Below are 24350 nucleotides of genomic sequence, written 5' to 3'. Positions count from 1 at the left end.
TTGGGGCAGTGATAGAAAGACAAAAGCCCCGCCTAGTGCGGGGCTTTTTCATGGAGAAACCGATGATTACAGTATCGTTTTTCAATAACAAAGGCGGCGTTGGAAAAACCACCATCCTTTGGAACACGGCCGTTTCCCTAGCAGAGAAAGATAACAAAGTCTTAATAATAGACTTCGACCCTCAATGCAACCTATCCATTGCATGCCTTGGTGACGAAGAATTCTCAAAGCTTCTCGAAACCAGTTCAACTCATCCATTCGGAAAAACAATCAAGGCCTTCACGCTTCCATACATCCAACAAAACCAACAGGGCAATGTATTTATATCCGAGCCCAAAAGCCCAATTAAAAACGGTACCCTTCACGTAATTCCCGGCGATTTCTGGCTAAACAATTTCTCCGACACACTGAATGTTGGTACCGATGTAATTGGTGGCGGCGGCCTCTATCGATTCCTGCTACCTCATCTGATTTCCACAAAAGCTGAAGAGACTAGCGGAGTAAAATACGACTATGTACTTATAGATCTCCCTCCTTCATTTAACACCCTTGTCCGCTCTGCCCTCTACTGTTCAGACTACTTCCTAGTCCCGTGCACAGCAGATCTTTTCTCCGCATACTGCGTTGGCCTAATCGGTCAGATGCTCCCCAGTTTCATCAAGGACTGGGAACAAGGAAAGGAGCGCTACCTTGCCAGCAACAGTTACGACACACTTATACCAGCCAAAGGTCAACCAAAATTTTCCGGCTGGATATTTAATGGATTCGATACCAAGCGATCCCTTGGAGTCAAACATCAAGTTGGCGCAGATAGAGCACACCATATCTCTATTAGCAAGGCAGTAGAAGAAAAGCTTTATCCCGCACTTTCTGGAATCTCAAGTTACTTCGCAACTCCTACCAAGGGAGAATTTGAGCCGGTAGCTTTAATTGAAGACCTTAACGTCATGGCACCGGATAGCATAATTCAGAACGTCCCTATAAAATACCTTCCCGAGCACAGACCGACACGACTTCTAACCAAAGGAAAGTGGGCACAAAACCAAGTCGATCTGATGCTCGAGATGGACAAAGAGTATGACAAGCTAGCTGACCATATCATATCAAACTGCATCTAAACCTCATAAGCACATGATCAATCATCATGTGCTTTACTATTAAAATTTCTATTTAAAACTTAGCAAGCAGCTCGGACCATCAGATCCCAAACTCCTACGCCGTAGCTGAAATTTGTGTAGGGCGAATAACGCCCCGCGTTATCCGCCGAATCCTTAGGGTACCCTTCAGTCTCCAACCGAACTCGGAGGGGCCCAATGCCAAACTACCGACGCGCCTGGGTGCAGGGTGGCACCTACTTCTTCACGGTCACGCTACGTGACCGCCGCTCCAGCCTCCTCACCCAGGAAGTCAATCTGCTGCGCCGCATCATCGCCCAGACCAAACGCAATCACCCTTTCCAGATCGATGCTTGGGTCGTGCTGCCCGAACACATGCACTGCCTGTGGACGCTGCCACCGGGCGACGCCGATTTCGCCACGCGGTGGAAGGTCATCAAATCCGGTTTCGCGCGGCGCATTCCTCATGGAGAGCCGCGGAGCATCGAGCAACAGATGCGCGGAGAGCGCGGCATCTGGCAGCCGCGCTATTGGGAACATCTGATCCGTGATGAAACGGACTACCAGCGGCACTTCGACTACATCCACATCAACCCGGTGAAACATGGATGGGTGACGGCGGTGAAGGATTGGCCGTATTCCACCTTTCGCCGGGCGGTTGCCGATGGCATTTACACCGAAGATTGGGCGGGTGATGTGTCGCTGGATGTGCGGGCGGCGGAGCGGCGGTGAGGTCGATGGCGGATAACTGCTGCGCAGTTATGCGCCCTACGCCAATGCAAACTCCGAGGCTCGGCCCACCCGTAGGGCGAATAACGCGAAGCGTTATCCGCCGAAGTGCTTATGCACACCTCAGCTACAGCGCGACGGCAAGCAGATTGGCGCATAACTGCTTCGCAGTTATGCGCCCTACGGTTGACCGCGCGCCCAGCCGTCAATAGCGTTGCGGCCAGCGCCTAAGAAACGCTTCACATAGCGGCAATACTGCTCCCGAAAGCAGCGGTGTACCCATTGAGGTAATGGATATGCCTTTCACCCCCAGCCTTCGCCCCAAAGGCGCTTCGCTGTACCCGCCCTCTTCCCCCTCCAACCCGGAGGTGCGCCATGTCTGAAGAGGTCCTGATCCCCACCACCTTCACCCGCCACCGGCGCCAGCTACGCGCCGTGCTGCTGGAAGACCAATGCTGGTTCTGCGCCCACGACCTGGGCAAGCTGATCGGCTTTCCCGTGCTGGAAGACCGCGTGGCGCGCAACCTGGATGACGACCAGCACCGCCGGGCCTGGGTGCGCGACGGCAATGGCGAGTACGTGGATGAACTGCTGATCAGCGAGTCCGGCCTGTACGCCACGCTGATCCACTTCTTCCACCCGGAAAACCGCTGCATCCGCCAGTGGATCACCCAACACGTCATCCCCACCCTGCGTGACCAACAGCGCCACGACCACCACCAACCCCGCCGCGAAACCCTGAAGGGCCCAACTCAGGCGCTGACCGTATTGCGCTGGCAAGGCGTGCTCTGGGTACCGTACCGCCAATGGCCGGAGCTGATCGCCGAAGGTTGAACCGCAGGAGGCATCGGGCGGCGATCCGCGAGCGCAGCAATACCCATCACTCCCGCGTACCGGGAGCATGGATTTCGCTGCGCTCCACCCTTCGGGCCCAGGGCCGAGCCGGTATTCGCGCCTTCACCTGAGGATGTACCTTTCCCGGATAAACGAGCGCCTGTCGGTGGCGGCCTCCAGCCATCGAATCGACAGTGGATTTGATGGTATCCCTGGCATCGAATGCGCTACTTCGCCGCTTGCTTACTGTTCACCCTGCAGGTCGCTCACACACGTCAACTCCGCTCCAGGAAGTCTTTCAGCAGCACGCGGCAATTATCCTGGTTGGCCCGCTCGCGCTCGGCAATCTGGGCGCGGATGCGCTCCGGCAGGTCGCCCGCCTCGGCCATGAAGCGTCGCCCCTCTTCGCTACGCTGCCAGTAGGCGATCCAGGTATCGAACATCGCCGTGTCGATTTCCGGGTGGAACTGCACGCCCAGGCTGCGGCCATGACGATAGGCCTGCGCGGCCAGGTCGGTGCTGCCCAGCAGAGTGGAGCCCGGCGGTGGAGTGAAGGCATCGAAGTGGAAGTTCAGCCAGGGGCCTTTCAGCGACCAGTCGGCGTGCGGGGTGTCGAGGGTGGTCCAGCCGATTTCCGCCTCACGATTACGGTACACCTCGCCACCCAGCGCGCGAGCCAGCAGTTGGCTGCCAAAGCAGATACCCAGAGTCGGCACGCCGCGCAGTTGCACGGCCTTCAGCCAGGCCAGTTCGCCGGCCAACCAGGGCACCCGATGATCGTAGGCCGACTCCGGGCTGCCCAGCACCAGCAATAACTCCAGGCTTGCCGGATCCGGCAGGCCGGCGTCCACGCAGCGCAATTCCAGGTCAATACCCTGCTCGGCGAACAACGGCGGCAGACAACCGGCAACGTCGCCGACGTCGTGCACCACGGCGATGGCGCGGGATGCTTTCATGCTTTTCCTCCAAAAAAGATTTTGAAACAGGCTATTTATTCGACCTGCTGATGCCTTCGAAAACCGCGTGGGTGCTGGGTTTGCCCCTCCTGTTCCCGACAGCCCACACCCCCTGAAAGGTACCCAGGGACGAAAAAAGCCTGTTGAAAACTATAAGATCATATTTTAAATTTAAATCCATCCCCCGCTGCCCACCAACGGCGGACGGCGGCATCGCCCGGTGTCGCTCACAACAACAATGAACGCACCGCCCCAAGAGGCGGCAGCGCAAGACCGGAGGTGTTCGAATGACTACTAGTGCTCCCACCCGTCTCGACGATGCGCCCTACCTGGACGTAACCGACCCGAACTTCTCTATCCGTTCCGCCGCGGTGCGCGAAGCGCGCGAGCGCAGCTGGTTCGCCCGGACGCCCTATGGCATCGCCGTGCTGCGTTACGACGAGGTGAACAAGCTGTTGCGCGATCAGCGTCTGCGGCAGGGCAGCTATGCCTGGCCGGCGCACAACAATGCCAGCGGCAGCTTCGCCGACTGGTGGATGCGCATGCTGCTGAGCAAGGAAGGCGCCGACCATTCGCGCCTGCGCCGCCTGGCCAACCCGGCCTTCTCGCCCAAGCTGGTGAAGCAGATGATGCCGGACTTCCAGCGCCTGGCCGGCGATCTGATCGCGCAGTTCGCCGCACGCGGTGAGTGCGAGTTCGTCAGCGAATTCGCTGAACCCTACGCCACCCAGGTGATCTGCCTGCTGCTCGGCCTGCCGATCAGCGAATGGAAGGGCCTGGCCGATCTCGCGGTGGAAATGGGCCTGGCTCTGGGCGTGACCTTCAAGCGCGACGAGGCACGGATCAACGCCGCCACTGACAAGCTGTTCGAATACGCCCGCCAGGCAGTGGAAGCACTCAAGCGCAATGGCCTGGGCGAGGACTTCCTCAGCAGCCTGGTACGCGCCAACGAGGAAGACAAGCAGGCCCTCAGCGACCAGGAGCTGTACGACATGATCGTCCTGGCGATCTTCGGCGGCATCGACACTACGCGAAACCAGTTGAGCCTGGCCATGGATACCTTCCTCCAGCACCCTGAGCAGTGGCGCCTGCTGGGCGACGACCCGGAGCTGGCGCGCGCCGCCGTCGAGGAGGTGATGCGCGTGCGGCCCACCGTGACCTGGGTGACCCGCGAAGCGCTGGAGGATTTCGAGTATCAGGGCCTGGCAATCGCCAAGGGCACCACTCTGCATCTGTTCAGCCAGTCCGCCGGTAGCGACCCGCGCGCCTTCGACGACAGCAGTTTCGACATCACCGCCAAGCGCCTGCCGCACTTTGGTTTCGGTGCCGGCGCGCACCATTGCATCGGGCACTTCATCGCCCGCGGCGACATGACCGCGGCCCTGGCGCTGCTCGCCGAACGGCTGAAAAACCCGGTCACCAACGGTGAGTCGCAGTGGCTGCCGGACAGCGGCAACACCGGCGCCATTCGCCTGCCGATCCGTTTCGACGCGGTGCGTGACGAATGAACGCGCCCAGTGTCGCCATCGTCGGCAGTGGGCCATCGGCCTGCTATCTGGCCCAGGCCCTGCGCAAGCAGTGGGCGGACGCGCCGATCGTGATGATCGAGCGTCTGCCCGCCCCCTTTGGCCTGGTGCGCTATGGCGTGGCCCCTGACCACCAGGGCACCAAGGCGGTGTGCCGGCAGTTCGAGCGGCTGTTCGAACGCGAGCGCGTGGACTTTCTCGGCAATCTCGAGATAGGCCGCGACCTGTCGCTGGAGCAACTGCGCGAGGCCTTCGACCTGGTGGTGCTCGCCACCGGTCTGTATGGCGATCGCCGCCTGGATATTCCGGGCGAGACGCTGGAAGGCGTCTACGGTGCCGGCCAACTGACCCGGCTGCTCAACGGCCATCCCGACGAACAGGGTTTCACCCCGCGCCTTGGCCGCCGCGTGGCGGTCATCGGCAACGGCAATGTCGCTATCGATGTGCTGCGCCTGCTGGCCAAGTCCGCCAGTGACTTCGAGGGTTCGGACATCGCCGACGACGCCCTGCGCGCACTGCTTGCCGAAGGCGTGGAGCGCATCGACATCATTGGTCGCTCGCCCGCCGCCCAGGCCCGTTTCGACCCGGTGATGCTGCGCGAGCTGGGCAAGCTGGCCGGTGTGCGCCTGCGGGTCGAGGACTTGCCGCCTGCGCACTACCAGTCCACCGACGCCACCGAGCTGGCGCGCCTGGAGGTGCTGCGCGGCCTCGCCAGCCAGGAACAACCGGCAACAGGCCGCGAACTGGTGTTCCGCTTCGGCTGGACGCCGCAGGCCATCCTTGGCAAGGACCGGGTCGAGGCGCTGCAGTTGCGCCGGGTGGATGGCCATGAACTGCGCCTGGAACTGGACAGCCTGGTCAGCGCCATTGGTTTCGAGGAAGCCGCCAACGCTGCGCTGCGCCGTGATGCCCTGCGTGGTGCAGGCGTTGACCTGGATGCGGGCCGCCTGGACGCCGGTCTCTACTGCGTCGGCTGGTTGCGCCGCGGACCACGCGGAACCATCCCGGAGAACCGGCAGGATGCACGCCTGGTGGCCGAGACCATGATCGTCGACCAGCAGACCGCACCACGCAGCGGCCGCGCAGGGCTGGCCGCCCTGCCCGGCGGACTGCTGGCCGACGCCGTGAGCTACGCCGACTGGAAGCGCATCGACCACGCCGAGACCCAGGCCGCCGCCCCCGGGCGCGTACGCCGCAAGATTACCGACCGCGCCGGCATGCTCGCCATCGCCCGCAGCCCTCTGGAGAACCCCGCATGAACATTCTCATCCTCTTCGGCACCGAGACCGGCAACGCCGAGATGGTCGCCGACGACCTCGCCGATGCCTTCGGCACCGACTACGCCACGCAGGTCCGCGACATGGCCGACTTCGACCCGACGGAACTGAACGCCAGCGACTTCCACGTCATCGTCTGCTCCACTTACGGTGACGGTGAGTTGCCCAATAGCGCCCAGCCGTTCCACGCCGCGCTGCTCGGCCAGCGACCGGACCTCGCAGGTCTGCGCTTTGCCACCTTCGGCCTGGGCGACAGCTTCTACGAGACCTTCAACCGTGGCAGCCAGATCATCGCCGAGGCCCTGGTGGAACTGGGCGCGGTGGCGGTCGGGGAACACGGCCAACACGATGCCTCCAGCGGCGAGTTACCCGGCGACGCGGCACTGGCCTGGGCCAAGACCCTGCTCGGGCAGATCTGAAGGAGAGCGCCATGCGCCTGTGCATCATCGAGAATGGCCTGGTCCCCGAACCACTGCAGGAGCGCTTCGGCAGCTACCCGGCAATGATCGAACGCTGGCTGGCCCCGGCCCTGCCCGAGGCGCGCTTCACCTATGTCTCGGCGGTGAACGGAGAAACCCTGCCCGACGCCGAAGCCTTCGATGGCTACCTGCTCACCGGCTCGCGCCACAGCTGCTATGAGCACAGCCCCTGGATGCTGCGCCAGATTACCTTCCTGCGTCGGCTGCGGAGCCTGCGCAAGCCTGTGTTCGGCATCTGCTTCGGTCACCAGATCATGGCTGATGCCTATGGCGGCCGCACGACCCGCGCCGAGGCGGGCTGGGGCGTCGGCGCACAAGCCTACCATTATGCCGCCCAAGGCCTGGAGGATGCCCCGACCCTGGTGTTTCACCAGGACCAGGTCAGCAGCCTGCCGCCCGAGGCACGGGTGGTCGGCGGCTCCGCCCACTGCCCGCACGGCGTGCTGGAGTACGCCTTCCCGGCGCGCTCGGTACAGTTCCACCCGGAGTTCACCCACGACTACGTGGCCGCGCTGCTGGATCGCTACGGCAACGGCCTGTTACCCGCCGACGTAACCGCCCGCGCTGGCGAATCGCTGCAGCGGCTGACCCCGGACAACACCCAGGTCGCCCACTGGGCGGCGGGCTTCTTCCGCGAACACAGCCATCCGGCCTGAACTTTCCAAGCCGCCTGGGACTTGTAGGGGAGATCTGTTTTTCGAATAAAAACATATAAAAACATAGCTTATATCTATAATCATCCCACCCTACCGCAGCGCGCCTTGCCTGCCGCTGCCCGAGGAGTACCACAACATGACAGCGCTCGATCTACACAAGGAATACAACACCAGCTCCGCCGTCGCCCAGGAACTCGCCGCGCGCATCCGCGATTCCGGCGTGGAATACCTGTACTACCAGGTGGTCACCCTCAGCGGCCGCGTGCTGGCCAAGGTGGTCCCGGCCAAGCACCTGCTGCGCAACCTGGAGAAGGGTGTGCAGTTCCACCGCACCGCGCTCTCCGACCTGCAGAGCACCCGCGCCGGCGTACTGCTCGGTGGCGGCGCCCAGGCCGCCGAGTTCACCGCCATTCCTGACGTGAGCAGCTTCAACGTGCTGCCGTGGGACAAATCCATCGGCAGTTTCTTCTGCCGCCTGTACGAACCCGATCATCGCCCGGAAGTCGCCGGCCAGGTTCTCGCCACCGACGCCCGCGGCCTGCTGATCGACAGCCACAAGGCATTCCACGCCGATACCGGGCTGAGCCTGAAGACCGGCTGCGAGCCGGAGATGACCTGGTTCGGGGACAAGCTGGAGGTCAAGGTGCGTCCCGGCGCCAGCCCGGCCTATCACCTGGGCAACCTGGAGACCATGCGGCCGATCTTCCAGCGCGTGATGCAGTACGCCGGCGCCATGGGTCTGGACATGATCGAGGGCGACTACGAAGACCCAGGCCAGTTGGAGCTGAACTGGATGTTCGACGACTGCCATCTCACCGCCGACCGCTTGGTGACCTACCGTCTGATCTGCCGTCAGGTCGCCAACGAATTCGGTGTACGCGCCAGCTTCATGCCCAAGCCCACCACCGGCAGCATGGGCAGCGGCTGCCACCACAACTTCAGCCTCTGGCGCGGCGAGCAGAACGTGCTGTCCGAACCCGGCCGCCGCGAACTGCACCTGACCGAGACCGGCCGCCATGCCCTGGGTGGCCTGCTGGCCCACGCCCCCGGCTCGATGCTGGTGATGGCTTCCACGGTGAACTCCTACAAGCGCTTCTGGGACGCCGGCCTGTTCGCCCCCAACCGCCTGAACTGGGGTATGGACAACAAGACCTGCACCGTGCGCCTGTCGGCCAACGGCCGTCTGGAATACAAGCTGCCCGATGCCAGCGTGAACCCCTACCTGTCGCACACCCTGCTGCTGGCCGGCATCCGCGACGGCCTGGTCAACCGCACCGATCCGGGCGCGCCGGACAACAGCGACAGCATCCCTGCCGCCCGCGAGAACGTGCGCATGCCGATGACTCTGGGCGAGGCCGTGCAGGCCTTCGACCAAGACGCTGTAGTACGTGGTGCGCTGCCGCCGACGATGGCTGAGCTGTACCGCGACCTCAAGGCCGACGAATGGGCGCGCTATTGCTCCGTCGTCACCGAATGGGAAAGCAAAATGTACATGGACTACCTGCCATGAGCCGCGTATTGCGCGTTATCTGCGCCGACCTGCCGGCCCCGCCGCTGTTCCACAAGGACGCCGATGGCTACCGCCACGGCTACGAGTCCGATGTTGCGCGCGCCCTGGCGGCGCACCTGGGCCGCGAGGTGGAGTTCGTCTACCGCAACTGGGCGGACTTCTACCCCGCGCTGGAGGCCGGCGACGGCGACCTGCTGCTCTGCGGTCAGGGTATCTCCAACTACCGTCTGACCCTCGCCGATTTCACCGCGCCCTACGCGGTGTTCGACGAAGCGGTGATGGTGCTGCGCGGCAGCCTGGTGCGCAGCCCGACGGACCTGATCGGGAAAAAGGTCGGGGCGATCGCCAACAGCCTCAACATGGCCCTGGCGGAGACCTTCGAGGGCTGTATCACCGTGCCCTTCGGCGGTGACACCGACGACGTGCTCGGAGACATGGTCCAGGCCCTGCGCGACGGCCGCATCGACGCTCTGGTGGATGACGATGTCGCGCTGGTACCGCTCGCCGAGGAGCCTGACCTGGCCATTGGCTTCACCGTTCCCACGGGCAACCGCTGGGGCATCGCAGTCAAGCTCCGCAACCGTTCCTGGCTCGACGAAGTGGACAGTGCCCTGGCCGCAATGAAGGCCAACGGCGAGCTGGAGCGCATCTGGCAGCGGTGGATGCCGAGCCTGGCCTACCCGTTCTGAGCACGCCTGCGACATCTGGACCGCCCCACGGGGCGGTCCATTTCGACATTAAAATCTAAGGATGAGGTTATACTGCGTCAGCCCCCAACCTACGGCCCCTAAAAGGAGTTCGGCCACCGGCGCCAGCCCCACGCCGAGGCCCCACCGCAACATGAATGGATCCTCACCCACCGCACCCGGCCCGTTCATTCGCCTCCGTCAGGAGGGGCGTACCGAAGAAGTCGTGCGTCGGCTGATGGACGCTATCGACCTCGGCCTGTTCGCCGAAGGCCAGCAGCTACCCAGCGAGACAGAACTGGCCATGCAGTTCGGCGTCGCCACTGTGACTCTGCGCGAAGCCCTGGCCTACCTGCGCCAGCGCGGCGTCATCGAGACCCGCCGCGGACGCAACGGCGGCAGCTTCATCCGTACCATCGAAGAAATTCCCTCGGAGATCGTCCTCAGTCGCCTCGACGAGCTGAGCACCATCGACCTGCGCGACCTCTGCGACGAGCACATCGCCATTTCCGGCACCGCCGCTCGACTGGCCGCCAAGCGCGCTTCGCGCGAACACCACCAGCACCTGGCGCAATATATCGAAGCCCTGGGCAAGGCCAGTAGCCGCCACGAGCGCCGCCGCGCCGACGCGCGCTTCCACATCGAGATCGCCGTGGCCTCGCAGTCGGTCCGACTGACCCGCGCGGAAATTCGTCTGCAGGCCGAGATCGGCGAACTACTCTGGCTGCCGGTGCCCGGCGCACCCAGCGTGGAAAGCATTCAGCAGGAACACATGGCGATCCGTGAAGCCATAGTCGCCGGCGATCCGAACCTGGCCGGAGCTATGGTCGAGGCCCAAGTGAGCCGCGGCATCAAGCGACTGATCGACATGAAGCTGGAACTCCTTGCAGAAGAAAAGGCCTAGTTGGCACAGCACTTGCCCGCTTTTTTGGACAACAAACCTCTGCTTTAGAATTTTTATCTAACAGAGGCGCTGCCCCGCAGTACCAGCCCGTAGAATAAGAGAGTCCAAACCATGGCAAGCGCACAATGCATCGACGAACTGAACGAGTGCGCCCAGCGCATCGATGTTTCAATCAGTAACATTTTTGCCCAGATCGGGACCCTTGCCGAGGCCATTGATCGCACCTGGCGCAAGACCGACGGCAAGCCGGTCTCGTCGGCGGATCTGGCAAGCCTGAGACCGCTCATCGAAACCTGCCTGACCCAGCGCGACTCTTGCCTGCAGGGATGCGGCGTGGTCCTGCAACCGGGCGTGCTGCAGGACCGCGAGATGTACCTGGAGTGGCGCCAGCTCGGCAGCGGCGGAAGAGCCGTGCCGCTGAGCCTGAACTTCAACCGGCGCTGCGAGAATTTCTACGACTACCGAGACATGCCCTGGTTCGCCACCCCGCGAGACAGCGGGCGCAGCAGCGTGGTCGGCCCCTATGTCGACCTCTACGGCCAGGACATGTACATCCTGACCTTTTCCAGCCCGATCCTGGTGGATGGCCATTTCATCGGCATGGCTGCCGCCGATATCGCCCTCAATCGCTTCGAACGGGTAGTCACCGCCAAACTCATGCACCTGCAGCACGAGGCGCTGATCCTTAGCGGCGAAGGCCGCGTGGTGGCGGCCAATACTGCCAACTTCATCGCCGGCGAAATGGCCAGCGCCGGCTTCGCCGCCGACGCCCGCTGCCAGCATGCTCCGCTGGCCGAGCAATCCGCCCACTGGACCCTGGTGCAGTTGCCGGACAAACGCCGCCGCGCAGCCTGAATGCGCCCGGCTGCTCCCTATGGGAGCAGCCGGGCGTTACCCTGCCCCAGTTTTGGTCGCCTCTCGAAGCACCGCGTCACTTGCCGGTGCGCTTGACCAGCAACTGCTGCCGCCAATGCAACCGCTCTAGCTCGCGCTCGTCCCTGCAGAGGCAATGGCAGCTCCCCGGCTACGCCTTAAACATTTTAAATCATATTTAATATGGCATGAGCTGTGCTTGCTCTCTTCCGGCGGCCAAAGCTGTTACCCCTGAACTGGCCGCCACGGTCTCCACCGCTATCGCCATACCCCGTGCGCAGCGGCCCGCCAAGTCCAGATCCATCTGTTCGATGCCACGTGCATAGCCAAACAGGAACAATAAAGATGAACAGTCCGATCCAACCCGGCCTCCTCCCGGTCGACCGCGACGCGGAACAGCTCCGCGCGCTGGGCTACACCTCCAACTTCGAGCGCAGCATGAGTCTGTGGCAGAACTTCGCCCTGGGCTTCACCTATCTTTCGCCGGTCGTAGGCGTGTACAGCATCTTTGGTCTGTGCCTGGCCGCTGGTGGCCCACCGATGTTCTGGTCTTACCTGCTGGTCGGCCTGGGACAGATGCTGGTGTGTCTGATTTTCTGCGAAGTGGTCTCGCAGTTCCCGATTTCCGGTGGTGTCTATCCATGGGCACGACGCCTGGTAGGCAAGCGCTGGGCGTGGATGGTCGGCTGGATCTGCTCGGTCTCGCTGTGCGTGACCATTGCCGCGGTGGCCCTGGGCGCCGGCCCGTACGTAGCTACGCTGCTCGGGTTCGAGGCAAACCCGGTGACCAATACCGTGATAGGCCTGTCACTGACCCTGATTGCCACCCTACTCAACCTCAGCGGCACCAAGCTGCTGGCAAGGGTTGCGATGTTCGGCTTCCTCTGCGAGTTGATCGGCGCCATCGTGATCGGTGGCTACCTGCTGATCTTCGAACGCCACCAACCGCTTTCAGTGCTGTTCAATACCTTCGATATCCGCATCGATGGCGCCTACTGGCCGGCGTTCCTCACCGCCTCCCTGGCCGGCATGTTCCTGTACTACGGCTTCGAGGCCTGCGGTGACGTCGCGGAGGAAACTCCAAACCCGAGCAAGCGCATTCCCAAGGCCATGCGCATGACCATCTGGATCGGCGGTGGCGCATCGATGTTTGCCGCGCTGGCGCTGATCCTCGCCGTGCCGGACATGCAGGCGGTGATTTCCGGTACCGACAAGGATCCGATGAGCACTATCCTCGGCAGCGCCTTCGGCCCGACTGGCGCTCGCCTGGTGATGCTGGTGATCCTGGTCTCCTTTGTTTCCTGCGTGCTCAGTCTGCAAGCCGCCGCCAGCCGCCTGCTGTACTCCTATGCCCGCGACGAGATGGTGATGGGCAGCCGCCTGCTGCAACGCCTGTCGCCCAACACCCACGTACCAACCGCCGCGTTGGTGACTTGCGGCGTGATTCCGAGCGCCATCGTCTGCCTCGGCCTCTATATGCAGAACGCCATCGGCACCGTGGTCAGCTTCGCCGCCATCGGCATCTACCTCGCCTTCCAGATGATCGTCGGTGCCGCACTGTTCGCCCGGCTGCGCGGCTGGAAGCCCAGCGGCTCCTTCACCCTCGGCAAGTGGGGTTGGCCGGTGAACATCGCTGCACAAATCTACGGCGTGCTGGCGATCGTCAACATGTCCTGGCCTCGTACCCCGGATGCTCCGTGGTACATCAATTACGGGATTATCCTGGTGGGCACCATCGTCATCGTCGTGGGGCTGCTCTACATGACCCTCTTCCGCCCCTACGACAAGGGCAACGCGCCGGCGGGCGACGCCTGGAAGCTCCATCGCCGCTGAGTGGCAGCTTGAAATGAAGACGCCCGGCAGATGCCGGGCGTTTTCGTTTTTGCACCGTTACTACTGGCTCGTCTGTGATCCTGGAAGGGATGATGAAACGGTCCGGCCGCCCGGTAAGCCGCTGATGATGCGTGTAACGGACAAAAGGACGCGGCTGGCCCGGATTCCTTCTCGCCACGTGAAAGCAGTCATTCCCATGCCCGGCTGAATCGACACCCGTGCCCAACCGGCATGGGTTTCGCTGCGCCCCATCCACCCTGCGAGACATTGGCAAAACCCAGGATGGCGCCCCCCAACTCGAACAACCTCATGGCGTACTGGTGCGGGCGGTATTGGCGATGGCGTTACAGTCAGTGGGGTTCAGGCAATAAGTGATGTAGGTCGCCTGCCTGTTACAGCCACGCACGCCGATGGTGTATTCGGTGCGCTGCATGGCCCGCCGCACGCTGGTGACTTTGCTCGACAGCACGCTGCTGGTCACCGCCTCGCAGTTCAGCTCGAACTTGGCCCGCGACTCGGTGGCGTTGATAGCGGCCTGCTGGTTGGAGGCGAGGAATTCCTGGTCGCTCATGCAGCCAGACAGCATGGCAATCGCCGCCAGCACCGGCAGGGTCTTCGGTAGATGATTCATGGTGGCGCGCTCCGTGGTGGTTGGTCGGCAGGTGGAGTCTAGATGGCGGCGGGAGAGTCGGCGCAACGCCGGTCCTGGCGGGCAAGCCTCCGCTCCGCCCTCCTGCAAGGTCCCTTGGCATCCTCCACGCGCCGATTGCCCGCTCGGGGTCGAGCTGCTACAACCGCTATCACCATTCAGAATCCCGATTCCGCCATGAGCGATAGTGAAAAACCAAATACACGCCTCTTCGACCTCGACCTGTTGCGGGCCATCGTCACAGTGGCCGATTGCGGCAGCTTCACCACCGCGGCGGCGCGGCTGCATTCCACGCAGTCGACGGTGAGCCAGAAGATCCGCCGACTGGAGGATATGGCCGGGCATCGGCTGCTGGAGCGCGGCAACCGCGATGTGTTGCCCACCGATGCCGGGGAGACGCTGCTGGGCTATGCACGGCGCCTGCTGGCACTGAACGATGAGATGGTGGAGGCGCTTTCCGGCGCCACTGTGGCGTTGACGGTGCGCATCGGGGTACCGGACGACTTCGCCAGCGGGCGCACCACGGCGCAATTGGCGGCGTTCAACCGGCGCTATCCGCAAGTGAAGCTGGAGGTCACCAGCGGCATGAGCCGCGACCTTTCCGCCAGCTACGACCGCGGCGAGCTGGACCTGGTGCTGCTCAAGCAGCGGCAGAACGCCCGCGAGGCGGTGGCCTGCTGGCCGGAGAAGACGCGCTGGGTGGACAGTGCGAAGAACCCCTGCCTCGAACTGGATCCGCTGCCCATCGTGACCTTCCCGCCGCGCGGGGTTTACCGCGACGAGATGATCGCAGCGCTGGAAACCATCGGCCGGCGCTGGCACATCAGTTTCACCAGTTCGAGCCTCTCGGGTATCCAGTCGGCCATCGCCGATGGCATGGGCATCGGCCTGCTGCCGCAGCGGGCGGTAACGGCAGAGCACGCGGTACTGCCGAAGAACACCGGATTGCCTTCGGTGGATGTGTTCGAGGTGGCGCTGCTGCACCGTCCGGCGGCGGACCCTATGGTGAAGGAGCTGGCCCGCGTACTTTCGAAGGTTCTGGCCCAGGACACGCGTGCCTGAGAGGCGCAGCCACGCATTCGAAATATGAATACGGTGGATTCCAACATTTAATTTGTGCATGAACCTGCCGCTGGATATCGTGGCTCCCAGCGACGGCAAGTGCCCACGGCGCGCCGCTCTGCACGAATTGCTCGGTCCGGCGCCATACGCCGGGCAGCAAGATAACGATGAGGAAACGCCCCAATGGCCAAATCCACTTATTACGCGCCGCACGGCGGGCACCCGGCACAGACCGAGCTGCTCACCGACCGCGCCATGTTCACCGAAGCCTATGCCGTGATCCCCAAGGGTGTGATGCGTGACATCGTCACCAGCCACCTGCCCTTCTGGGACAACATGCGCATGTGGGTCATCGCCCGCCCGTTGTCGGGCTTCGCCGAGACCTTCTCGCAGTACATCGTCGAGCTGGCGCCCAACGGCGGCAGCGACAAGCCGGAGCAGGACATCAACGCCGAAGCGGTGCTGTTCATCGTCGAAGGCGAAGTGAGCCTGACCCTGCAAGGCCAGGTGCACAACATGCAGCCGGGCGGCTACGCGTTCATTCCTCCGGGTGCCGACTGGAAGATTCGCAACACCAGCGGCCAGCACGCGCGTTTCCACTGGATCCGCAAGCACTACCAGAAGGTCGACGGCGTACCGCTGCCCGAAGCCTTCGTCACCAACGAGCAGGACATCGAGCCGAAGGTGATGCCGGATACCGAAGGCCGCTGGAGCACCACCCGCTTCGTGGACATGAGCGACATGCGCCACGACATGCACGTGAACATCGTGAATTTCGAGCCGGGCGGCGTGATTCCGTTCGCCGAAACCCACGTGATGGAACACGGCCTGTATGTGCTGGAAGGCAAGGCGGTGTATCGCCTGAACCAGGACTGGGTCGAGGTGGAAGCCGGTGACTTCATGTGGCTGCGCGCCTTCTGCCCGCAGGCTTGCTACTCGGGCGGTCCGGGTCGCTTCCGCTACCTGCTGTACAAGGATGTGAACCGTCATATGCGCCTGACCCTGAACCAGCCGCACTAAGCGGCGGGTTCTGCCGGGAGTTCGACAGAGCTCCTGCAGCACGCATGAAAACCGGCGCCCAGGCGCCGGTTTTTTCTTTTGCGGCCCTTGAGGCCGTAGCTGTGACCTGCCTCGCACAGGGGTTGCGCTTCAGTCTGCTACAAACCTCGGCTGAGCGGCGTTCGCAGTTACAGACGAGGAGAGGTCGTATGGATGTTCGTTTGCTGTCCCGGGCAGAGTTCGACAATGTGCATTTCTACCGAGCCTTCACGCTGCTCATCCTGCTGGCATTGGTGGTCTTCGCGCTGATCAAGCTGGCCGCCGGCGCCATCACCCTCTTCTCTCCCGTACCGCTCATCCTGCTGGTGATGGTGGGGCGCTTCGCCGTGGAATGGCTGCGGGTCGCCAAGTGCGAGCCCGCCTTCATCGACAAGGGCGAACTGGTCCTGTGCAACGAAAGCGGCTTTCGCCGCATTCCCCTGACCTCGATCAGAGCGGTTCGCTCGCGGCACAGCCTGTTCATGGTGAGGCGCTATCGCTCCTGGTCGGAGCATCTGGCATTCCTGGACTTCACCCTGAATAACGGTGAGCGCGTACACACGCTGACCGAGAGCGGTGTGTTCGAGTTTCCGGCGGGCACTGGCACGCTGCGGGCGGTCGAGGCGGCCATCCTGGAGGCGAAGACGCAAAGCCTCGCCAGGCGCCAGCAGGAGGCCACCGGCAACGATGGCGCCGGCAGCCTGCGCTGAGTATCAGGGCGAGCCGAACAGGGCGGTCCAGTAGATGCCCGCGTCGCTCTTCGGATCGGCGGCATAGGCGGCGCCCAGTTCGCTGAACTGAGGGTTCATCAGGTTGGCGCAGTGGCCGGGGCTGGCCAGCCAGCTATCCACCACCTTGCGTGCATTGCCCTGGCCGGCCGCGATGTTCTCGCCGATCTGCCGGAAACTGTACCCACCCAGTTCGGCGCGATCGCCTGGGGTGCGGCCGTCGCGATCCTTGTGGTCAAAATAGTTGTTGTTGGCCATGTCGCGGCTATGCGCCTCGGCGACGCTGCCGAGGGTGGCGTTCCAGTTCAGCGCGGGGGCGTTGCCGAAGTTCTGCCCGCCACACTGGCGCGCCTGGCCGCGCGCGGCATTGATGGCCTGCAGCAGTTGCTGGCCCTCGGCCTCCCAGGTGCCGAGCTTGCCTTGCAGCAGCGGACGGCCAAGGAGGATGCGCCAGTCGTCGCCCTCGCGGTTGACCCCCACGTCGACGAATTGCGGGTCGAGCAGCACCTGGCAGAAACTTTCCTGCAGCGCCTTCATCGCGGCCCCCGCATCACGCGGACCGGTGAGGCTGAGCATGCGCACGCTGCTCATGGGGTACCCCGTCCGGGTCAGTGCGGATTTCCAGTCGACGATACTGGCCGGTATGGCCAGGCGCTGCTCCACGGCCAGCGGAGGCAGCGCTTGCGAGGCACCGCCGCCACAGGACTGCACGTCCCCACGATAGGCGTTGATGGCTTCGACCAGTTGCTCCTGGTCAGCGGCGACGGCGAAGGTGGCGGACAGCAGGCCCAGCGACAACAGCAGGCTGCGTGTGATGAAGGTCGTTGCACCCATGCGGGGTTCCCCTTGGCGAAATGACCTACATGATGCGCGATTCTTCAGCGTTTGGCTGCCGCGAGCACGAGCAAACCGGCTCACTGGCGGCAAGCGTGAATACTGGTCCTGCTGGCAGCCCGGAAACGTCCTGAAATCCTCGAAGCCCTCACTCGCCGGCATTTACAGAGCCTCCCTGACATACGCAAAGGCTTGCCGGAACTGCGATTGAACGCCTCCGGGCATTTCGAAAAATCCACCAAACCGACGACTTTCCGAACATCGCCCGAAGGCTGCCTGGTGCCGAAACCCGCTCACGGCCATGCAAGCGGGGCGCAACCGGGTCAGGGCCCGGGGCTCAGGCCGCTGGCTGCATGACCTCGACCTGCCGGATATCGAAGTCGCGGCGCAGATAGTCCATGCGCCGCTGGTGGAACTCGCGCATGTGCGGCAGCGCGCTGTGCACGGCAAGGTGCTCGCGGCTCTGCCAGACCTCGAAGAAGGTAAATAGCGTAGGGTCGGTGACGTCGCGCAGCATGTGGTACTGGACGCAGCCATCCTCCGTGCGGCTGGGAGCCAAGTATGCGCGGAAGAGTCTTTCGAAATCAGCGGCTTTTTCCGGGCGGGTATGCGCCTGGAGGATAAAGGCGTACATGACAGGAGCTCCTGGGAGGGTGGAAAGATTGCCCTATCCTGACGCAAATCAATCATTCCCATTATTGAATCTTACGCACGGATCATTTGTCCGGAAGCAGGTTTTTCTACTCCCGCCCGCTCGATATCCTGCCGCCATCGAAACTTCTCACCCGACGAGATTCCTTTCTGGAGCCCCTCATGAAAAAGATCCTGCTGATCAACGGCGGCAAGCAGTTCGCCCACTCCAACGGCCAGTACAACGCGACTCTGCACGAGGCTGCCATCGCCTTCCTCGACCATGCCGGCCATGACGTGAAGGAAACCTTCATCGATGGCGGCTACGACATCCAGGAAGAAGTGCAGAAGATGCTCTGGGCCGATGTCATCGTGTACCAGATGCCCGGCTGGTGGATGGGCGCGCCCTGGACCGTGAAGCAGTACATTGACGAGGTGTTCACCGCAGGCCACGGCAGCCTCTACGCCAATGACGGCCGCACCCGCTCCGATGCCTCGCAGAAGTACGGCAGCGGCGGCCTGCTGCACGGCAAGCAATACATGATCTCGGCCACCTGGAACGCGCCGCAGCAAGCCTTCGACGACCCGAGCGACTTCTTCGAAGGCAAGGGCGTGGACGCGGTGTACTTCCCCTTCCACAAGGCCAATCAGTTCCTGGGCATGAGCCCGCTGCCGACCTTCCTCTGCGTGGACGTGATGAAGCGCCCGAGCATCGAGAACGACGTGGAGCGCTACAAGCAGCACCTGGCCGAGGTGTTCGGCGCCCAGGCGTAATAGCGGGTGCGGGACGGGATCGATGGCGCCCGGCATTGGGTTCGTCACGCGAATCAGCTAGGCTTCGCCCTTCCCTACTGCCTGTTCAGGAGTTTTCCAATGGCCCGTGCATCCGCCCGCCACATCCTGGTTTCCAGCGAAGCCAAGTGCAATGAACTCAAAGCCGCCATCGAAGGTGGCGCCGATTTCGCCCAGGTGGCTCGCGACAACTCCACCTGCCCGTCCGGCCGCAGTGGCGGCGACCTTGGCAGCTTCCGCCCGGGCCAGATGGTCCGCGAGTTCGACCAGGTCGTATTCAGCGCCCCGCTGAACGTCGTGCAGGGTCCGGTAAAGACCCAGTTCGGCTACCACCTGGTGGAAGTGACCAGCCGCGAAGACTGATCGCCCCGAGCGTCCCGGCCTTTCACGGGCCGGGCTCGCTTCAGCATTGCACGTAGGCTGCGACGTGCATCCGGCAACATTCCAGCAGCCCCCTCCGCTTCGTCCTGTATTGCCGCCCACGCAGGATGCTCGTCAAGGCACGCCTACACCGGTCCGCCACGCGCCACCAGCAACACACCCAGCCCCACCAGAATCGAGCCGCACAGACGCGGCATCAGACGCTGGCCGCGCCCCTCGCCCAGCATGTCGAGCAGCAGCGAGGCGAACAGCACCGCGAGCACGTCGGCGGCGGAGAACACCAGGTTGACGATCATGCCGAGGATGAAGAACTGCAGGCCCACCGGCAGGCCGGCGCCGGCATCGACGAACTGCGGCAGGAAGGTCAGGAAGAACAGCGCGGTCTTGGGGTTGAGCACTTCGACGATGATGCTGTCGCGCAATACCTTGGGCCGCGCTTCGACGGACTGGCCGGGACCGTCGCCCAGCCGCCGGCGACCGAAGATCATCGAGCCGCCCAGCCAGATCAAGTAAGCTGCCCCCGCCAGTTTCAGTGCGAGATACAGGTTTGGCGCGTGATGCAGCAATGCGGCCAGCCCGGCACTGGCAGCCAGGATATGCACAAAGCAGCCCAGGTGGATGCCCAGCGCGGCCTGCAACCCCGCTCGACGGCCGTGGGCCAGGGTCTGCGAGGTCATGTAGAGGATGGCGGGGCCGGGCATGCAGGCAAAGGCCAGCGTCGCCAAGGCGAAAGTGGCCCAATGGGCAGACATCGTCATGATGTGATCCTTCCCTTGATCGAGGGTGTCGTCCGACGCGCCTCGCAAGGGGCCGCGGGCCGGTAGAGGGAAGGTTAGGGACGCACGCCACCCGCGCACATACGGCAGTTGCCGTATTTTTTCAGCTCCGCGACGAAGCTAGGCTTCGATACGACAGGTTCGAAGGAGTCGGCGACATGCCTTCCCCCATGCACGCAAAGCCTCGGCCCGGTTCAGGCGCTGGGCACGCCCAGGCGCACGGCATAGGCCGCCAGTTCGGCGGTGCTGTGCAGGTCGAGCTTGCGCATCAGGTTCTCCCTGTGTTTACGCACGGTAAGCGGGCTGATGCTGAAGTGTTCGGCGATCTCCCGCGCGCTGCGGCCCTGGGCTGCGAGAGTAAGAATCTGCCGCTCGCGCCGGGTCAGCTCTACAGCCGCCAGCAGGTCCGCCTCGCCGCTCGGGCGTACGTGCGGGCCGTCGAGTACGAAGCGCAGGCTGCGCGCGAGGTAGGTGTGCCCATTGCGCAGGGCTTCCAGCGCCTCGAGCAATTCGCCGGTATCCTCCCCCTTGCTCAGGTAGCCATGCACGCCCGCATCGAGTACCGAGCGCACCGTCGCCAATTCGGTGTTGGCGGTGAGCACCAGGATTTTCAGGCGGGGATGGCGCTGGCGCAGTTCGTGGATGAACTGCAGGCGGTTGAGCCCCGGCATGTTCAGATCCAGCAGCAACAGGTCAGCCGGGCACTGCGTCAGCAACGCCTGCAGACGAATGCCGTCGCCAGCCTCGCCGACCACTTCCACCTGTTCCTGGGTGGACAGCAGCAGACGCAGCCCATCACGCACGATACCGTGATCGTCGGCGATCAGTACTCGTACGCCCTTTCTTTCCATCGTTCCTCTCCCGAGGCTATCGGTAATGCTTAGCAGACTCCAGCAGCGCGAGCTGGTCGACCTGTTGTTTCGCCAGTCCTATGCAGTCCTGTTCGCCAACCTGGTGATACCCCTGCCGGTGCTGTACATCTTCCGGGGCGTTCTGTCGCCGACGGAGATGCTGGTGTGGCTGGCAGTGATCTACGTGCTCACGCTGGGGCGGATTGTCCTGGCGCGGGCGTACTTCCGGCAAGCCCCGGCGGGCACGCCCGGCAAAGGTTGGCTGTGGAGCGCCACAGTGCTGTCCTGGGCCAGCAGCCTGCTATGGGGCTGGCTCGGCTGGATCGGTTTCGCGCATGGCGACTCGCAACTGCTCGCCTTCACCTGCATCGTGCTCACCGGCCTTGTATGCGGCGCGGTGCCGTCGCTATCGGCTTCTCCACCAGCATATATCGGTTCGCTCGCCGCCATGCTGCTGCCACTGCTGGTCCTGTGCCTGACCCGTAGCGGCGAGGAATTCACCACCTACAGCTTCTTCATCCTGTGCCTGGCGGCGGCGAATCTCTACTACAGTCGGGTGAGCTACCGGAATCTCTGCGAAACCATCCGCCTGCGCCAGGAGAACTCAGAGCTGGTGCAGGATCTCAAGGAGCAGCGCGACCGCGCCCAGGCCGCCGACCGCGCCAAGACACGCTTCCTCGCCGCGGCAAGCCACGACCTGCGCCAGCCGATCCATGCGCTCGGCCTGTTCGTTGGCGCCCTGGCCTCCCTGGCCGAGCGCGGCCCGGTGAACGCCACCCAGGCACGGGACATCGCCACGCGCCTGCGCGCGATGCTCGGCAATCTGGGCGATCTGCTCAACGGCCTGCTGGACATCTCGCGCCTGGACGCAGGCGTAGTGCCGCTGGCGCGCGAACCCATCGCGCTGCAACGCCTGTTCGCCGACCTGCAACTGGAGCTCGCCGGCACCGCCGCCGAACGCAACCTGAGCTGGCGGGTATGCAGCAGCCGGCTTTGGGTGGACAGCGACCCAGTGCTGCTCAAGCGTCTGCTGGACAACCTTTTGTCCAACGCCTTCCGCTACACCCACAGCGGCGGCGTGTTGCTGGGCTGCCGTCGCCGGGGCCGCAGCGTGGAAATCCAGGTGCTGGATACAGGCATTGGCATCCATCCGAGCCAGCAGGAGATCGTGTTCGACGAGTTCGTCCAGTTGCACAACGCCGAGCGCGACCGCAAGCGGGGGCTCGGGCTGGGCCTGGCCATCGTCCGCCACACTGCCCGCCTGCTCGGCCACGGCCTGCGCCTGGAGTCCCAGCCAGGGCGCGGCTCGCTGTTCGCCGTGCGGGTACCGCTGGCACAGGCGCCCTCCCAGGCGCCCCGTCAAGGCCGGGCACCCGACGAGCTTTGCAGCGGCCTGGGCATCATGGTGGTGGAAGACGAGCAGGACGTGCTCGATGCCCTGACCAATCTGCTGGAGGTCTGGGGCCACCGTGTCTATCCGGGCGCCAGCGCGCTGCTTGCCTGCCAGCGGCACATCGAGGCCAGCCACAGCGGCTCCGCGCCGATCGACCTGATCCTCAGCGACTATCGCCTCGGCTCCGGGCAGACCGGTGCCGACGCTATCCGCCGCATCCGCAGCTACCTGTCGCGCCAGGTACCGGCGCTGATCATAACCGGCGACACCTCCCCCGAGCGCATCCGAGAGGCGGCCGCCAGCGGTGCCCACCTGCTGTACAAGCCACTGGACACCGAGCTGCTGCGCGAGGCGATCAATGCCAGCCAACGGCGCTCGGAAAGCGCCTGAAAACTGGCGCCAAGCCTTCTGGCACGGGCCTCTCACTATCGATCTGGAGCTAAAGTCGCGCCGCTTGGTGCCGATGAATGAGGTAGAGAACACCGCCCCTCATTCCCCGAGTACTCCCAATGTTCAATACGCGCCTGAAGCAGGAAGTGGCCAGCCTGCGCGAAGAGCTCTCTTCCGTCGAACAGATCCGAGCGAGCCTCGACGAGGAGATGCTCGCCCTGTACCTCGACCCACGTGGCCGCATCGAGCAGGTCAACGCCAACTTCGAGAAGGAGATGCGCTACCGCGCCGCTCAATTGCAGGGCCGCGCGCTGCTGGAACTGATCCCAGACCATGTCCGCGGCCTGGATTTCCACCTGCGGGTCAAGCATGCGCTGGAGCGTGGCGAGCACCTGGCCGGAGTCATTCGTCTGCTCCGCGGCGATGGCGAGGAAGCCTGGCTGCGCTCGATCCTGCAACCGATCCGCGACAGCAACGGGGTGATCCAACGCTTCTCCATCTACGCCAGCGACCTGACCCGCACCATCGAGAACTCCCGCGAGCACGAGAACCTGATTCAAGCGCTGCAACGCTCCACCGCGGTCATCGAGTTCAACCTCCAGGGCGAGATACTCACCGCCAATGAGCGCTTCCTCGACGCGATGGGCTACAGCCTGGCGCAGATACAGGGCAAGCATCACCGCATATTCTGCGAGCCCGCCGAAGCCAGCTCGGCGCAATACCAGGCCTTCTGGGAAAAGCTGCGCTGCGGCGAATTCATCGCCGACCGCTTCAAGCGCGTCGACAGCTACGGCCGCACGGTCTGGCTGGAGGCTTCATACAACCCGATCATCGATGCTCACGACCGCCTCTACAAAGTGGTGAAGTTCGCCACTGTGATCACCGACCAGGTAAACCGCGAGACCGCCGTGGCGGAGGCGGCGACGATCGCCTTCGATACCTCGCGCAACACCGACGACAGCGCCCGCAAAGGCGCCGCAGTGGTCCAGCAGACAGTCGAGGTAATGCGCGAGCTGGCTACCCGCATGCAGGACGCCGCGCAAGGCATCGAGGCGCTGGACAAGCAGTCGCAGATCATCGGCTCGATCGTGCAGAGCATCCGCAGCATCGCCGACCAGACCAACCTGCTGGCGCTGAACGCAGCCATCGAGGCTGCACGCGCGGGCGACCAGGGGCGCGGCTTCGCGGTGGTCGCCGACGAGGTGCGCCAGCTCGCCTCGCGCACCAGCGCGGCCACCGAGGAAATCACCCGGGTGGTGGAGCAGAACCAGCAACTCGCCGAGCAGGCAGTGGCAATGATCGACCGCGGCAAGCAGCAGGCCGAACTGGGGCTGGAACTCTCCGGCCAGGCCGGCAGCGTGATCGTCGAGATCCAGGACGGCGCCCAGCGCGTGGTCAACGCGGTCGGCCAGTTCGCCAACCAACTGTCGAACTGAGCCACGTCGACG

Annotated in this window: 25 protein-coding genes and 1 pseudogene; 20 read left to right on the top strand and 6 right to left on the bottom strand. The window is 63.6% G+C overall.

From position 1 onward, the window contains the following. Window positions 1-62 precede the first annotated feature (62 nt). The 3 genes from OU419_RS10370 to OU419_RS10360 all read left to right on the top strand — a co-directional run bounded on the left by OU419_RS10370 (window position 63) and on the right by OU419_RS10360 (window position 2678). Window positions 63-1118, top strand: coding sequence for a ParA family protein (locus OU419_RS10370; protein ID WP_254472080.1), 1056 nt, complete (start codon window positions 63-65; stop codon window positions 1116-1118). A 195-nt stretch (window positions 1119-1313) separates the two neighbouring features. Beyond that, window positions 1314-1847, top strand: coding sequence for an REP-associated tyrosine transposase (locus tag OU419_RS10365; RefSeq protein ID WP_254472079.1), 534 nt, complete (start codon window positions 1314-1316; stop codon window positions 1845-1847). A 372-nt stretch (window positions 1848-2219) separates the two neighbouring features. Continuing rightward, window positions 2220-2678, top strand: coding sequence for a BRO-N domain-containing protein (locus OU419_RS10360; protein ID WP_254472078.1), 459 nt, complete (start codon window positions 2220-2222; stop codon window positions 2676-2678). 275 nt (window positions 2679-2953) lie between these two features. On the opposite strand, the gene OU419_RS10355 is transcribed toward OU419_RS10360, so the two are convergent. Beyond that, complete coding sequence (locus tag OU419_RS10355; protein ID WP_254472077.1) at window positions 2954-3634, bottom strand: type 1 glutamine amidotransferase; 681 nt, start codon at window positions 3632-3634, stop codon at window positions 2954-2956. A gap of 287 nt (window positions 3635-3921) precedes the next feature. Here OU419_RS10355 and OU419_RS10350 point away from each other — a divergent pair, with 287 nt between their 5' ends. The 9 genes from OU419_RS10350 to OU419_RS10310 all read left to right on the top strand — a co-directional run bounded on the left by OU419_RS10350 (window position 3922) and on the right by OU419_RS10310 (window position 13378). Continuing rightward, window positions 3922-5142 (top strand): cytochrome P450, encoded by a 1221-nt coding sequence (locus tag OU419_RS10350; protein WP_254472076.1) that lies wholly within the window; start codon window positions 3922-3924, stop codon window positions 5140-5142. Beyond that, window positions 5139-6419: an FAD-dependent oxidoreductase gene (locus OU419_RS10345; RefSeq protein WP_254472075.1), complete on the top strand. Its 1281-nt coding sequence runs from the start codon at window positions 5139-5141 to the stop codon at window positions 6417-6419. The genes OU419_RS10350 and OU419_RS10345 overlap by 4 nt, the downstream gene beginning before the upstream one ends. Continuing rightward, window positions 6416-6856, top strand: coding sequence for a flavodoxin domain-containing protein (locus tag OU419_RS10340; protein WP_254472074.1), 441 nt, complete (start codon window positions 6416-6418; stop codon window positions 6854-6856). Before OU419_RS10345 ends, OU419_RS10340 begins: the two co-directional genes overlap by 4 nt. 11 nt (window positions 6857-6867) lie before the next feature. Further along, entirely contained in the window at window positions 6868-7572 is a 705-nt protein-coding gene (locus tag OU419_RS10335) for a type 1 glutamine amidotransferase (protein ID WP_254472073.1), read from the top strand. 136 nt (window positions 7573-7708) lie between these two features. Beyond that, window positions 7709-9082, top strand: coding sequence for a glutamine synthetase family protein (locus OU419_RS10330; RefSeq protein ID WP_254472072.1), 1374 nt, complete (start codon window positions 7709-7711; stop codon window positions 9080-9082). Beyond that, window positions 9079-9771 (top strand): substrate-binding periplasmic protein, encoded by a 693-nt coding sequence (locus OU419_RS10325; protein ID WP_254472071.1) that lies wholly within the window; start codon window positions 9079-9081, stop codon window positions 9769-9771. Before OU419_RS10330 ends, OU419_RS10325 begins: the two co-directional genes overlap by 4 nt. Window positions 9772-9922: 151 nt before the next feature. Further along, window positions 9923-10672, top strand: a complete 750-nt coding sequence (locus OU419_RS10320; RefSeq protein WP_254472070.1) for a FadR/GntR family transcriptional regulator — start codon at window positions 9923-9925, stop codon at window positions 10670-10672. Window positions 10673-10783: 111 nt separating this feature from the next. Beyond that, a complete protein-coding gene (locus tag OU419_RS10315; protein WP_254472069.1) occupies window positions 10784-11527 on the top strand; it encodes a cache domain-containing protein in 744 nt (247 codons plus the stop codon). A 363-nt stretch (window positions 11528-11890) separates the two neighbouring features. Continuing rightward, window positions 11891-13378: an APC family permease gene (locus tag OU419_RS10310; RefSeq protein WP_254472068.1), complete on the top strand. Its 1488-nt coding sequence runs from the start codon at window positions 11891-11893 to the stop codon at window positions 13376-13378. A gap of 307 nt (window positions 13379-13685) precedes the next feature. On the opposite strand, the gene OU419_RS10305 is transcribed toward OU419_RS10310, so the two are convergent. Next, a complete protein-coding gene (locus OU419_RS10305) occupies window positions 13686-14009 on the bottom strand; it encodes a hypothetical protein (RefSeq protein WP_254472067.1) in 324 nt (107 codons plus the stop codon). A gap of 195 nt (window positions 14010-14204) precedes the next feature. Here OU419_RS10305 and OU419_RS10300 point away from each other — a divergent pair, with 195 nt between their 5' ends. The 3 genes from OU419_RS10300 (at window position 14205) to OU419_RS10290 (ending at window position 16837) form a co-directional block, all read left to right on the top strand. Beyond that, a complete protein-coding gene (locus tag OU419_RS10300) occupies window positions 14205-15089 on the top strand; it encodes a LysR family transcriptional regulator (RefSeq protein ID WP_254472066.1) in 885 nt (294 codons plus the stop codon). Between the two features lie 183 nt (window positions 15090-15272). Continuing rightward, the gene (locus tag OU419_RS10295) at window positions 15273-16109 is read left to right on the top strand and encodes a bifunctional allantoicase/(S)-ureidoglycine aminohydrolase (protein WP_254472065.1); all 837 of its coding nucleotides are present in this window, start codon (window positions 15273-15275) and stop codon (window positions 16107-16109) included. A gap of 188 nt (window positions 16110-16297) precedes the next feature. Beyond that, window positions 16298-16837: a hypothetical protein gene (locus OU419_RS10290; RefSeq protein WP_254472064.1), complete on the top strand. Its 540-nt coding sequence runs from the start codon at window positions 16298-16300 to the stop codon at window positions 16835-16837. A gap of 3 nt (window positions 16838-16840) precedes the next feature. On the opposite strand, the gene OU419_RS10285 is transcribed toward OU419_RS10290, so the two are convergent. Continuing rightward, the gene (locus OU419_RS10285) at window positions 16841-17689 is read right to left on the bottom strand and encodes a CAP domain-containing protein (RefSeq protein WP_254472063.1); all 849 of its coding nucleotides are present in this window, start codon (window positions 17687-17689) and stop codon (window positions 16841-16843) included. 337 nt (window positions 17690-18026) lie between these two features. Continuing rightward, on the bottom strand, window positions 18027-18323 hold the full coding sequence (locus OU419_RS10280; RefSeq protein ID WP_254472062.1) for a putative quinol monooxygenase: 297 nt from the start codon (window positions 18321-18323) through the stop codon (window positions 18027-18029). Between the two features lie 179 nt (window positions 18324-18502). Between OU419_RS10280 and OU419_RS10275 the strand changes: the two genes are divergently transcribed. After that, on the top strand, window positions 18503-19093 hold the full coding sequence (locus OU419_RS10275; RefSeq protein WP_254472061.1) for an NAD(P)H-dependent oxidoreductase: 591 nt from the start codon (window positions 18503-18505) through the stop codon (window positions 19091-19093). Window positions 19094-19192: 99 nt separating this feature from the next. Beyond that, the gene (locus OU419_RS10270) at window positions 19193-19474 is read left to right on the top strand and encodes a peptidylprolyl isomerase (RefSeq protein ID WP_152222096.1); all 282 of its coding nucleotides are present in this window, start codon (window positions 19193-19195) and stop codon (window positions 19472-19474) included. Between the two features lie 143 nt (window positions 19475-19617). Here OU419_RS10270 and OU419_RS10265 read toward each other — a convergent pair whose 3' ends face one another. Both OU419_RS10265 and OU419_RS10260 read right to left on the bottom strand, forming a co-directional pair. Continuing rightward, a complete protein-coding gene (locus tag OU419_RS10265) occupies window positions 19618-20250 on the bottom strand; it encodes a LysE family translocator (protein ID WP_254472060.1) in 633 nt (210 codons plus the stop codon). A gap of 212 nt (window positions 20251-20462) precedes the next feature. Further along, complete coding sequence (locus OU419_RS10260; RefSeq protein WP_254472059.1) at window positions 20463-21119, bottom strand: response regulator; 657 nt, start codon at window positions 21117-21119, stop codon at window positions 20463-20465. A gap of 25 nt (window positions 21120-21144) precedes the next feature. Here OU419_RS10260 and OU419_RS10255 point away from each other — a divergent pair, with 25 nt between their 5' ends. From OU419_RS10255 to OU419_RS28995, 3 genes and pseudogenes are all read left to right on the top strand, one after another. Then, on the top strand, window positions 21145-22902 hold the full coding sequence (locus OU419_RS10255) for a hybrid sensor histidine kinase/response regulator (RefSeq protein WP_254472058.1): 1758 nt from the start codon (window positions 21145-21147) through the stop codon (window positions 22900-22902). Between the two features lie 119 nt (window positions 22903-23021). Next, window positions 23022-23747 (top strand): annotated as a pseudogene (locus OU419_RS29000) (PAS domain-containing protein); the annotation flags it as partial. A gap of 12 nt (window positions 23748-23759) precedes the next feature. Continuing rightward, entirely contained in the window at window positions 23760-24338 is a 579-nt protein-coding gene (locus OU419_RS28995; protein ID WP_408004951.1) for a methyl-accepting chemotaxis protein, read from the top strand. Window positions 24339-24350: the final 12 nt, after the last annotated feature.

The sequence above is a fragment of the Pseudomonas triclosanedens genome, from assembly GCF_026686735.1.
Lineage (GTDB): Bacteria > Pseudomonadota > Gammaproteobacteria > Pseudomonadales > Pseudomonadaceae > Pseudomonas > Pseudomonas triclosanedens.
This window is presented reverse-complemented; position numbering and strand designations above follow the sequence as displayed.